This window comes from Desulfosarcina sp. (genome assembly GCF_033791525.1).
GTDB lineage: Bacteria > Desulfobacterota > Desulfobacteria > Desulfobacterales > Desulfosarcinaceae > Desulfosarcina.
The window spans coordinates 1-11,777 of sequence record NZ_JASJGN010000283.1 but is presented as its reverse complement, the minus strand read 5'-3'; the positions used below and the strand labels follow the sequence as shown (position 1 = coordinate 11,777).

15 protein-coding genes are annotated in these 11,777 nt (G+C 56.3%); 5 read left to right on the top strand and 10 right to left on the bottom strand.

Translation table 11 applies throughout. The features are described 5' to 3' along the window. The 5 genes from QNK41_RS14095 to oah form a co-directional block, all read right to left on the bottom strand. Positions 1-604, bottom strand: a 604-nt coding sequence (locus QNK41_RS14095) for an enoyl-CoA hydratase/isomerase family protein (RefSeq protein WP_319258009.1), incomplete at its 3' end; no start/stop codon positions are given. A gap of 66 nt (positions 605-670) precedes the next feature. Continuing rightward, entirely contained in the window at positions 671-1,102 is a 432-nt protein-coding gene (locus tag QNK41_RS14090) for a Zn-ribbon domain-containing OB-fold protein (protein ID WP_319258007.1), read from the bottom strand. 52 nt (positions 1,103-1,154) lie between these two features. Further along, positions 1,155-2,321, bottom strand: coding sequence for a thiolase C-terminal domain-containing protein (locus QNK41_RS14085; protein ID WP_319258005.1), 1,167 nt, complete (start codon positions 2,319-2,321; stop codon positions 1,155-1,157). A gap of 130 nt (positions 2,322-2,451) precedes the next feature. Then, positions 2,452-3,201, bottom strand: coding sequence for an SDR family NAD(P)-dependent oxidoreductase (locus tag QNK41_RS14080; RefSeq protein ID WP_319258003.1), 750 nt, complete (start codon positions 3,199-3,201; stop codon positions 2,452-2,454). Between the two features lie 13 nt (positions 3,202-3,214). Next, positions 3,215-4,348 carry a 6-oxocyclohex-1-ene-1-carbonyl-CoA hydratase gene (gene oah, locus QNK41_RS14075; RefSeq protein WP_319258001.1) on the bottom strand — a complete coding sequence of 378 codons (1,134 nt, stop codon included), beginning with the start codon at positions 4,346-4,348 and terminating at the stop codon, positions 3,215-3,217. 412 nt (positions 4,349-4,760) lie between these two features. Here oah and QNK41_RS14070 point away from each other — a divergent pair, with 412 nt between their 5' ends. The 5 genes from QNK41_RS14070 to QNK41_RS14050 all read left to right on the top strand — a co-directional run bounded on the left by QNK41_RS14070 (position 4,761) and on the right by QNK41_RS14050 (position 7,991). Then, positions 4,761-5,315 (top strand): GNAT family N-acetyltransferase, encoded by a 555-nt coding sequence (locus QNK41_RS14070; protein WP_319257999.1) that lies wholly within the window; start codon positions 4,761-4,763, stop codon positions 5,313-5,315. Between the two features lie 80 nt (positions 5,316-5,395). Next, positions 5,396-6,031: a hypothetical protein gene (locus tag QNK41_RS14065; protein WP_319257997.1), complete on the top strand. Its 636-nt coding sequence runs from the start codon at positions 5,396-5,398 to the stop codon at positions 6,029-6,031. 35 nt (positions 6,032-6,066) lie between these two features. Then, positions 6,067-6,255 carry a hypothetical protein gene (locus QNK41_RS14060; RefSeq protein ID WP_319257996.1) on the top strand — a complete coding sequence of 63 codons (189 nt, stop codon included), beginning with the start codon at positions 6,067-6,069 and terminating at the stop codon, positions 6,253-6,255. Positions 6,256-6,620: 365 nt separating this feature from the next. Continuing rightward, complete coding sequence (rnhA, locus tag QNK41_RS14055) at positions 6,621-7,352, top strand: ribonuclease HI (RefSeq protein WP_319257994.1); 732 nt, start codon at positions 6,621-6,623, stop codon at positions 7,350-7,352. A gap of 102 nt (positions 7,353-7,454) precedes the next feature. Beyond that, positions 7,455-7,991, top strand: a complete 537-nt coding sequence (locus QNK41_RS14050) for a PilZ domain-containing protein (RefSeq protein ID WP_319257992.1) — start codon at positions 7,455-7,457, stop codon at positions 7,989-7,991. A 143-nt stretch (positions 7,992-8,134) separates the two neighbouring features. On the opposite strand, the gene QNK41_RS14045 is transcribed toward QNK41_RS14050, so the two are convergent. The 5 genes from QNK41_RS14045 to QNK41_RS14025 all read right to left on the bottom strand — a co-directional run. After that, positions 8,135-9,277: a pyridoxal phosphate-dependent aminotransferase gene (locus QNK41_RS14045; RefSeq protein ID WP_319257990.1), complete on the bottom strand. Its 1,143-nt coding sequence runs from the start codon at positions 9,275-9,277 to the stop codon at positions 8,135-8,137. Between the two features lie 30 nt (positions 9,278-9,307). Further along, positions 9,308-10,318 carry a helix-turn-helix transcriptional regulator gene (locus QNK41_RS14040; RefSeq protein ID WP_319257988.1) on the bottom strand — a complete coding sequence of 337 codons (1,011 nt, stop codon included), beginning with the start codon at positions 10,316-10,318 and terminating at the stop codon, positions 9,308-9,310. A 6-nt stretch (positions 10,319-10,324) separates the two neighbouring features. Then, complete coding sequence (locus QNK41_RS14035) at positions 10,325-10,993, bottom strand: class I SAM-dependent methyltransferase (protein ID WP_319257986.1); 669 nt, start codon at positions 10,991-10,993, stop codon at positions 10,325-10,327. A 36-nt stretch (positions 10,994-11,029) separates the two neighbouring features. Next, entirely contained in the window at positions 11,030-11,452 is a 423-nt protein-coding gene (locus QNK41_RS14030) for a universal stress protein (RefSeq protein ID WP_319257984.1), read from the bottom strand. Between the two features lie 129 nt (positions 11,453-11,581). Then, a partial coding sequence (locus QNK41_RS14025) for a PaaI family thioesterase (RefSeq protein WP_319257982.1) occupies positions 11,582-11,777 on the bottom strand: 196 nt, incomplete at its 5' end.

Below are 11,777 nucleotides of genomic sequence, written 5' to 3'. Positions count from 1 at the left end.
TGATCAGCGGGCTGCATGCCTTGATTTCACCCACGATGCTGTCGACCGTTTCCTGGAAGTTCTCTTCGCCGGACAGGTGGGCCACCAGGCCCATGCGGTGCGCCGCTTCAGCCTTGTAGCTACGGCCGGTGGTACAAATCTCCACGGCCCGGGCCGGACCCACCAATTGGGGCAGCCGGATGGCTGCGTAGGGGGGAAAAAATCCCAGCTTGATCTCCGGCTGGCCGAACACGGCTTTAGGCGATGCCACGATGATATCGCAGGCCATGGCGACTTCCATGCCACCCCCCAGGCAGGCGCCGTGGACCGCTGCAATGGTGGGCACAGGCATGCGGTGAACCAGTTCGAAGATGCGGTTGAAGGTGGCGATCATCTCGTCCACCATCTCCGGCCGATGGTCGGCCACCTCAACGCCGGCGCACCAGCTGGGGCCGTCGGCCGCCAGGACCACACACTTAAGTGACCCGTCGTTGGCCAGCGTTTCCAACTGGCCGTTGAGTTCGTTCATCATCTCGATATCCAGCACGTTGTGCTTGGGACGGTTAAAGGTCAGGGTGGCGACACCGCCGACGATTTCATGATTGATGAATTTCAGATGTGACATGTTTTCTTCCTTACCGGTAATACCCCCGCCCTGATGGGTAGAGGGGGAGGGTGAGTGGAAAAATGGTCAGTCTTTGTGAAAGACGTAGTTGATCCGTCCGTCGGCAAGCGGGTTGGCTCTGGCTGCCAAGGCCATGCCGATGGACAGCTCGGATTCTTTGATACCGTCGGCAATTCGTCCGAATACCTTGTAGTCACCGAAATCCAACAAGGCGATGGTATAGGGCAGGTCCCCTTCGAATCCTTTTGGGCCGAAGGCCAGGGTACTGTAGGTGAGCAGCTTTCCCGTTCCCTGGACATCGAACCATTTCATTTTTGATGAGCGGCAGGTGCAGCAGTCGGCCCGGGGAGGGAAGAACGCTTTCCCGCAGGATTCACAGCGGGTGCCGCTGACCTTTCCCTGCTCCAGGTGGTCGATGAAATCGTTGACTCGGGTGGTGCCGGTAAAACTGACTGTTCCGAATTTTCTGAACCGTTCGTCCTTTTCCTTTTTACCCATGGCTGTTTTTCCTTATCTCACATGTCCGTCCACCGAGGTGGGCCGGATTGAATTATCTGGCCAGAATGGTTACATTCCCATAAAGCCCAACACCGCCGATGTTATGGACCAGGCCCACAGCGGCATCGGGCACCTGGATCTCACCCGCTTCGCCGCGTAACTGCAACACGATGGTGCGGATCTGGCTGCCGCCGGTGGAGCCGATGGGGTGGCCTTTGGAGAGCAACCCGCCGTCCACGTTCACCGGAATACTTCCTTCCAAATAGGTCTCCTTCCCGTTAATCAGGTCGCGGCCTTCGCCGGGTCCGGCGAAGCCCAGGTCTTCGTAGGCCATCATCTCGGCAATGGTAAAACAGTCGTGGACTTCGGCCACGTCGATCTCTTTGGGACCCACGCCTGCCATTTTGTAGGCCTGGGCGCCGGCCTGGCGTGCCACGGACAACCCGTTGAACAGGTCCCGGCCGGCCAGGTTGACCGGCGCGGAAGCCGAACCGATGCCCCGGATCCACACGGGCTTGTCACAAAGGGATTTGGCTTTTTCGGCGCTGGCCACGATAATGCAGGAACTGCCGTCGGCATTGGCACAGCAGTCGCCCACCCGCAAGGGAGATGCCACGGATTGGCTCATCATGTTTTCCGTGTCCGTGAACATCTCTGCAGTGACGGCCTTGCGGTAGACGGCCCGCTCGTTGAGCTGGCCGTAGGTGGACGCCTTGACGCGAATGGCGGCCAGGTCTTCGGGTTTGGTGCCGTAGGCCTCCATGTGGGCCCGGGCATACATGGCGTAGTAGGCGGGCATCATGGTGCCGAAGGGGCTCTCCCACTGGATGTCCGCACCCCGGCCCATGCGTTCCTGGGTTTCGGCGGAGGAGATCTCCGACATTTTCTGAAACCCGACCACGGCCACGATGTCGTGCAGCCCCGATTTGACGAGGCTGTAGGCCAGCTTCAGGCCCGTGCTACCAGATGAGCACAGGGTCTCTACATAAAAGGTGGGAGCCGGGTTGAGTCCCAAATATTCGGCGAACACCCCGGCCGGCGAGCGCTGCAGGTCGTATTCCGGTGCCGAGCAGACCACCGACGCGTCGATGTCCGCGGCGGAGATGCCGGCGTGGCCCAGGGCATCGGAAAAGCCTTCGAAGGCCAGTTCCCGGACCGATCCCGGATAAAATCGCACGAAGGTGCTTTGTCCCGCACCGATAATGGCAACGTCATTCATAGTGGTAGTCCTCAGTGTTGGTGTTTAGACTATAGGCTGAAGGTGGATAGGCAATGCCGAATGCTTTAATTGCCTTCTGATTTCTGTCGCCAGTCCTTTGACCGTTCAGCGTTCAGCTTTGAGCTATCAGCTATATATACTGCCCGCCGTCTACCTTGATCACATCGCCGGTGATGTGGCGGGCCTTGTCGGAAGCCAGGAAAGCGATGACCGATGCCAGATCCTCGGGCTGGCCGATGCGCTTCAAGGCCATTTCGCCCATGGCCAGGTCGATGATCTTGTCCCGGGCCTCGGAATTTTTGAGCATGGCGGTTTCGATCAGGCCCGGGGCCACGGCATTGACATTGACGCCGAAGGCGCCCAATTCTTTGGCCACGGCCTTGGTGTACCCGATGATGCCTGCTTTGGAGGCCGAGTAGTTGGTCTGCCCGAACTTGCCCCGCATGCCGTTGATGGAGGTGACATTGATGATTTTGCCGTACTTCTGTTCCTTCAGAAGGGGCGCCACTTGACGGGTGAAGTTGAAATACCCCTTCAAGTTGACGGCGATCACCCGGTCCCACTGCTCTTCGGACATCTTCCAGCAGACGCCGTCCCAGTTCATGCCGGCGTTGTTTACCAGGATATCGATGCGGCCGAATGCGTCCACGGCCGCCTTGACCGCGGCCTCGGCCTCGGCGAAGACGGCAATGTCGCAGGCGACGCAGATGGCCTTACGCCCCATCTTTTCAATCTGGTCCGCAACGGCCCTGGCCTCGTTTTCATGGCGTCGATAGGTGAGGCAGACGTTGGCGCCCTCTTTGGCCAGTTCCAGGCTGGCGGCTGTGCCGATCCCCTGGGACCCGCCGGTGACGATGGCATTTTTACCTTCCAGCAGCATATGCGTTTCTCCTTTATGTCGTTGGGCGGCCAAGTACGGCGGCCATGAATTCTACGTCGAAGGCATCGCCGTTGGCCTGGCGCCGCCGGTACTCGATGAAGTCGATGGTATCCCGGCCGGTAATCTTTTTCGTGTTAAAGGCGTTGAATCCCAGGAAGGCCTCACTGTTCATGTTGGCGGCCAGCCAGTGGCGGTTGATGACCTTGGCCTGGTCCCAGAAGTACTTCTTCTTCAGACGAATGCCCTCCACACTTTTGATCAGACACCCCGGGAAGAGGTTGGTATAAGTCCAAAGAATGCGGTTGACCTCGTTGTCCAGCAGTTCGAAATCGGTTTCGGCCGACTTGACATAGGCCCTGGCCTGCTTGGCCGCATTCCCGGTCTTGTATTCACCGTAGACGATTTCACCGTCGGCGATATAGCGATCCGTTTCGATGGCGGGGTTGCGGACCCAGGCATCGGCATCCTTGATGACGGGGACGCATTTGGAGATCAGACCCAGGTGTTTCATCTTGTAAGCACTCCACATTTCACAGGAGACGCAATTCCACATGGCCAGTTCCATGGGCAGCATCCACGGCAGGAAATCGCTGCTGCCGCCGTCCGGTGCACTGCCATGCCTGGGACCGGCCTGGCCGAAGATGGCCAGGTCACTGGACAAGGTGGTGTCGCAGGCCATGCCGATCTCCTGGCCGCCGGCCACCCGCATGCCGTTGACCCGGCAGATGGTGGGTTTTTTGCAGCTGAGGATGCCATCCACCATGGCGTTGAAAAGATCCATGTAAAGTCCGTATTCGTTGGGCCGCTTTCCGTAGTATTCGGCGTACTCCTTCGTATTCCCGCCGGTGCAAAAGGCCTTGTCGCCCATGGCAGTAAAAACCGCCGCCACCACTGAACTGTCCGCTGAAGCGCGATGGAACCCGGCGATGACGCCCTTGACCATTTCGGTGTTATAGGAATTGTATTGCAGCGGGTTGTTCAGGATGATCCAGGCCGAAAACAGGCCGTCAACCGGATTTCCCGACGGATCCAGAATGGGGCGTTTTTCGAACATGACCCCGGGCGCGTCGCTGGAAAAGTGTTCCTCACCCCACAGGTGATGATTCTTGATACCGGATTCTCTCGGCAGCCAACTCAGGTCACTCATTGTTACCTCCCTCTTGGCGGCTCGCGATGAAGCCGCAGGTTAAGGAATCTCTTTGTTCCGGGTGTACCGGGACGTATTATTTGGGGGACAGGCTGGACGACATCTGTTCAAAAACAAATATCAAATAATGGATAAAATTCATTTGATAATTGGTTACATATTAGCTATATATTAGCTACGAATAGGGTTAGTCAAGAAAAAAAACCAGCCTGTTCAATATCCTTTTCAAGACAGGCGGTTCCCATGATCGCCCGGCCTGCGGACATCTTCTGCCCATCGGTTCTTATGATTGGCTGATTGCCGTCCGGATTGCCGTGGGATGGGTATGGCAACCTTGACAGCGCTGCTCCGGACCGGTTAGTTCTTATCTTTCCGGGGCCGACTGATACCACCGGCGAAGGAGGTCGAGACCGTGAGATACCCGAAAGAGTGTGTCCTGAAGGAGTGCGTGGAGGCAGTGATTCGCCCGTTGGAACCCGGAGACCGGCCGCTTTTGGACGCCTTCTACAGCCGGATTCCCGAATCAGACCGCTGGTTCATGAATTACGATGTCATGGACACGGCTGTCATGGACACGTGGTTCGATGCCGTGGAAAAGGGCAGCATCTGCTCCATCCTGGCCTTGTGCAATGAGACTGTCGTGGGTCAGGGAAGCCTTTATCTGCGTGGTTTCGGTGCCACCCGTCACGTGGGTCGGTTCCGTATCGTGGTGCTGCCTGAATACCGGCAGATGCGGCTGGGGACCTGGTTGCTGCTGGACCTGATTCAATTGGCCATGGATCAGGGCCTGGAGATGCTCCGGGCGGACCTGGTGGCCGGCGTCGAAGACGGCGCCATCGAAGCCGTAAAGAAGTTCGATTTCTTCAAGTTTGCAGAGCTGAAGGAATATATGATGGATATCCAGGGCAACCGTCAGGATATGGTAATCATGGTCAAACGACTGCATAAAGAGTGGAGTGACTTCTAACCGTATGCGGGTCTATGTCCGGCGGTCATTGATATCGTGACTTTTACGGCATCCACTCACCTTGGAGAAGACAGACGCTCTTGAACGATCCCATGCAAAAGGAGATGGTCCGGTTCACCCCGGCCGGCCCCATACAGATTCGGTCTTTCTGTACGCCCGATGAAATCCAATCCTACCGTTTCGACGACCAGTTCGGCACCCACGCTCAGTATAAATCCATTTATACCAAGAGAGAAACCCTTGAAAAGCATGCCGCCAAAACGGATGCCAATGTGGTGCTGGCCCTGACTGACGACCAGCACATCGTGGGATTCGGGGTTTTCAGCCACCCGGAAACCGATGAGCGTTGGACGGAACTGGGGCCGGGCATGATGATGGAAATAAAGGCCGTGGAAGTCAGCAGAATCCTTCGATCCTGCAAAATCGCAGGGGACATGGTCCGTCTGATGCTGACCCACCCGAAGATTGAACGGATGATTGCATACATGGTCGGATACTCATGGACCTGGGATCTGGACGGTTCGGGCATGAACGCCCAACAATACCGCAATATGCTCATCCGGCTGTTCAACCCCCATGGGTTTATCGAACTGCAGACCAACGAACCGAACATCTGTCTGAAACCCGAAAATCTCTTCATGGGTCGCATCGGCAGTGGGATTTCAGATCAGGTCCGCCAGGACTTCAAGTGGCTCCGGTTCGGGATTTCCCCCTGATTGAACCTTGCACCCGCATTTATCAGGAGCAGTCAATGATGGCTTTTTTCTCGGGACCACCACTGCTCGTGCATATTCTGATCATTGCCATGGTCAATGCGTTCTTCTTTCCGATCATAACCGATTGGTCGGGATCCCTTCTCTATGCCTTTCTGATCAGCGTGGGTATCCTCTGTCTGTATGGGTTGATGGCAATCTGGCTGTTTGGCAGTAGAAAACCGTAAACGGATGACCCACTTAAAAACGCCCCATTGTGGTTTATGAATCAATGTCAGCAACTTAAGTCTTCGGTTGTCTGAAAACACCCTTTCGGGGCCGACATCGCTATCGCAATCGGTATCGAAATCAATGCCATGGCAGCGTTGGTCGATTTCGATAGCGATCCCGATAGCGATGGATTCACCGCATATGAAACTTCTTAAGTTAATGACATTGGTTTAAAAATAGGCAAAATATCATTGCCAAGCAACGGCTATATTGGATATAGAATCCTTTCAAAAATGGCGGGAAGTATCGTTAAACCATAAATCGATCCATTCAATTCAACACGTATCTGCGGTTTGTCGCGGAGCGAGTGCAAGCAATCATTATGGCCAAGAACAAATACTACGCCGTTGCCGTCGGCAGGCAGCCGGGCATCTACACCCAGTGGTTCGGCGACGCCGGTGCCCAGAACCAGGTGGTCGGTTTTAAAGGCGCCCGGTACAAAGGCTTTTCGACACGTGAGGAAGCACAAGGTTTTATCCAGGATCGGCGTTCAGGCCACAAAATAAGCGTCACGCCTTCACAAAAAACAAGTTCCCGATCAACCGCGATGCCGACGGTTAAGACTGCAGACCGAATCGTCATTTACACGGATGGTTCCAGCCTGGGCAACCCCGGCCCCGGTGGGTATGGGGTGGTCATTTCGTCGCCTGGGGGAACCCGGGAACTTTCCGGCGGCTTTCGTCGAACCACCAACAACCGCATGGAAATGTTGGCCTGCATTGTCGGCCTCGAACAACTCGAACCCCCCTCGGCCGTTGCCCTGTACAGTGACTCCCGCTACGTGGTGGACGGCATCACCAAGGGTTGGGCAAAAAAATGGCAACGTAACGACTGGCGTAAAAGTAACGGCGGGAAAGCCATGAACATCGATTTATGGCAACGCCTGCTATCACTTTGTGACCGGCACGACGTGCATTGGGCTTGGGTCAAAGGACATGCGGGAAATCCCGGAAACGAACGATGCGACCAGCTTGCCACCCAGGCGGCCAGCCTGGCGAAGCTGCCACCGGATGTCGATTATGAAACCCCATCTTTCCCACCCTCCTGTAAGTAAATATTAATCCAGTTACCCCACACATTCCTATTCAAGTTTATCCTTTTCGTGGCGATATAAATAATAAGATGTCAAATAGCTATAAACGATAAGGAGCGCTTCATGTTTTCGGAAGCAAAATCAAAACATATGCCCCAACCCACAGCCGACCTGCCTACTGAAAATAAAGAACACCGGATCTTTATCAATGATCAGGGAGAAGGCACGTTTATCTGTCCAGCCTGCAATAAAGGGGTCATCAGAGACTTGAGCCAGTTCTCCCACGTCCAGGCGGCGGTTCGGCTCAAATGCAAATGCAGCTGTGGGAACGACTATCGGGTGCTGCTTGAGCGGCGACGACATTTTAGAAAGTCAGTCAACCTAGTGGGCATGTTTTTCTTTCAGGACAGCAATGGTAACCCAATGAAAGGGTTGATCAAAATACGGAATATCTCCCAGTCGGGCATTCAGTTTTCGGTCAGCAGCATGCCTGAATTTGAGGTGGGGGACAAACTGACCATCGAGTTCACCCTGGATGACGAGGACCGCTCCCAGGTCCGTGAAGCGGGCATCGTCCAGCGCATCCAGTCCAACATTGTCGGTTTGGATTTTGAAACCACCGACCATTATGGCAGACTGGGCCGGTATCTCTTCCAATAAGTACCCCCGAATTACCCCGCTACCATCTTGCCATCGGCATCCATCCAGGCCGGAAATTCATCGCGATAGCCTTCCACGGCTGCGGCGGAAAATACGCCGGTGACGATCGCCTCCTTGTGGTTCATATTCAATCAGTGCAATTTTCAGATCCTGCATAATATCTCCGCGGCCTGTTCCAGGGTTTGATCTCTTTTGGCAAAGCAGAACCGCATCACCCGGTTGTCCTGTCCATCATGGTAAAATGCCGACGGCGGGATGGCCGCCACTTTATGAACCGTGGTCATTCGGTGTGCAAAGGCCACGTCGTCCAGGTCGGAGATGGCTGAATAATCCATCATCTGAAAATAAGTGCCGTGGCAGGGCAGGGTCTTGAACCGGGAATTTTCTAACAGGGATAGAAACCGGTCCCTTTTTTTCTGGTAGAATGCCGACAGCTCGAGATACAGGGATGCATCCGCCATGATATCGGCATAGGCCCATTGGATGGGCGTGTTGGAGGCAAAGGTGAGAAACTGATGAACCCGCCGAAACTCTTGCGTGATGGCCGGCGGCGCCAGGCAGTAACCGATTTTCCAGCCGGTGGTGTGGTAGGTCTTACCGAATGAGCTGACCACGAAGCTTTTGGCATACAGCAGCGGGTCTCTCAGCACGCTTTCATGGGCCAGGCCGTCGAAGATGATGTGTTCGTAGACTTCGTCGGAGACGATAAAGATGTCCCGGTCCGCAACGATCCGCTTCAATGCCGCGACGTCCGCTGGAGAAAGCACGGTGCCCGTGGGGTTGTGCGGCGAGTTGATGATGATCAGCCGGGTGTTTTGCCCGATGGCGTCGCTGACCTCATCCCAGTCGATGCGATAGTCGGGCGTTTTCATGGAGAGATAGACCGGGATGCCGCCGTTTAGACGGATGACTGGAACATATGAATCGAAGGCCGGTTCGAAAACCACGACCTCATCACCTGGGCGGACCACTGCGGTGATGGCTGCAAAAAGCGCCTCGGTGGCCCCCGATGTGACGGTGATTTCCGTATCCGGATCGACCGGGTTACCGTAAAGAGTGGCGGTTTTTTCGGCGATACGCTCCCTGAGCGATGCCACGCCCTGCATGGGTGCATACTGGTTGCGGCCGGCCCGCATGTGCGCAAGCACGCGATCGACCAGTGCCGGGGGCGTATCGAAATCGGGAAACCCCTGGGACAGGTTGATGGCGCCGTGTTCGGCGGCCAAGGCGGACATGACCGTAAATATGGAGGTGCCCACATCCGGCAGTTTCGAAGTGATCGTCATTGGATCGATCTCCCTTGAAAATGGGTATGGTTAGACGTCTTTGTGGTGCTCATCTGCAGGCGCATCCCGGTAGTGGGATGCCATGGCTGCTGCCTGGCGACCGATGGCTTGGCGAAGCGCTGCCGGTTCCAGCACCTGCGCCCCGGCGCCCCAGCGCAGGACCCAATGGCTGATTTCTTCGATGCCGGCCACGGTGGCTGTGAAAATCAGCGTGCCGTCGGCCTGATCCGACAGGTGTTGACTCGGGTGCCAGATGCGCTCACGAATGTAACCGGCCACCGATTCGAAAAAGCGGATCTTCACCCTCACCGGCGATCCCTGGTAAATGCCGAAGCTGTCCCGCAAAAAGGCCGGCACGTCAAACCCCTCGGGAATCTGAAAACCGTCATCGGTCAGCGATACCGTTTTGATACGATCCACGGCAAACGTCCGAACCCCTTTTCTCAGGTCGCAATAGCCGATCAGATAGAGGGTGTCCTCAACATGGCGCAGTCGGTAGGGATGAACCGTCCGTTGGTTTTCCTGTTGCCGGCCCATGGAAAAGTAGATCATGCGGATTTTTTTTTCGTCGACGATCGCCCGGTTCAGTTCGGTGATGATGGGGCCGAAGCGGGAATAGTCCTTCCTCGGGGCCGGGCCGGCATCCACCCGGTCACGGATCCGGTCCAGGTAGTCGATGTAGGCGGTCGGCAGCGTGGCTTCGATCTTGGACAACAGGGAATCAATGGCGTCGTAAAAGACGGTTCCCCGATAAGTCTTGAGCATGTCCTTGCCGAAGTACAGGGCCATCAGCTCAGGGATGCTGAAGGCCAGGGGAACCTGCTGCCGGCTGGCATTCAGGATGTGCCAATAACTGCGATTGTCCCGGGTTTCGGTAGTGAGGGGAAAGCCGCCGGCCTGAAGCGCCTCCAGATCCCGGTAAACGGTCCGCGGAGTGCAGCCCAGCCGATCGGCAAGGGCGGAAACGGTTTTGCCATGGGTGGATGCAATTAGGGTCTGGATGATCTTCCACTGACGGCTCAGCTGGTCGCCTCTGGCCATGTGAGGTCAGCTTTCCAATTGGCGATCGGCGCGGCGCTGCAACCGAAAGAGGACCATGTGCTTCTCCCCCTGGTCGGATCGAAGGGTCTGTCGCCGGGTCTTGACATCGTAGCGGTCGCGCAGGCGTTCCCAGAAGTCGACGCCGGTGCGGCGCACCCCTTCGGCCAGAATGATGGTTCCACCGGGATTCAGGTAGCGGTCGAACAGGGCCTCAAGACCATCGATGTCTTCGGTTTTGTAGACGGTTTCGGATCCCACAATCGTGTCGAACCGGCCATCCAACTGCGGGGCGTTCCAGTCCAACCGTTCGATGGCGATTTGCGGGCAGTCGTTGGCCAGGGCGTTGGCCCGGGCAAAATTGAGGGCGTCGGGGTTGAGTTCGGTCATGGTGATGCGATGACCCGCCCTGGCAACGGCAATTCCCACCATCCCCAGGCCGCATCCAATTTCAAGCATGGTTTTCATCGGGTTCGGCGGCATGCCGGCAAGGTAGCTGGCCAGGACACCGGAGGCTTCCCAAATTTTGGCCCACAGGGGAAAATTATCCATCATGTCGTCCGGATTGATGAACCGGTCAATGGATGCGGGTGTGAACAGCTTCAGCGTTTGCCCGTTTATCGTCACCGGTGTGGTAACCGTGTCGTAGGTTCGGTGAAATTGTTCTAGTGAGAACATGTGCAAGGAGATTGCCTTTGCTATTTGTAAAAGGGTTCAGCGAACCACCAGAATCGGGCAGGGCGCCTGCTGCAGCACCCGGTGCGCGACACTTCCCAGCAGCAGTCCCTTCAGGTCGGACCGGCCGCGAGATCCCATGATGATCAATTCACAGCTTTCGATCCGGGCTATATCGCAGATCTTTTTTCCCGGCGGTCCCTCTACGATAAGATCGGTAAATTCGACGCCTTTTTCTGCCAGGATCGACCGGAACGGTTCCATCAGCGCGTTGGCCTCAGCCTTAATCTTGTCTATGGCATGTTGAAAATAGGGTTCGCCCAGCTTGACTGGAAAGGGACGATGGCAGTAAAGTAGAAGCACGCGGGCGCTCATCAGGCCCGCCAGTTTCAATGCGTAGGCCGTCGCCCGGGTGGCATGTTCCGATCCGTCGACCGGCAGCAGGATGACCGGTGTTGACATGGCGCACCTCCTTTGTAAAACGACCCCGTGGACCGGCACGATACCGGCTTGTCATGGGGTTGACCCAGATATCCATCCCTCTTCCAAGCATAGCCGGGGTGCGCCTTGTTGTCAAAGGATTGGGGGTCCTCAGCGGAGCATGTTTTCAGGCATCCGGACCGCCACCACTTCGCCCGTGGCGCACAGCTTCCCTTCGGCTGAAACGGTTGCCGATACGACTACCTTTTTCTCTTTCAATTCCTTGATCACGCCGCGGATTTCCAGTTCGGCGTCTATTGGGGTCGGGCGCAGGTAGTTCACATGCAGCGATGCGGTGACAAATCGG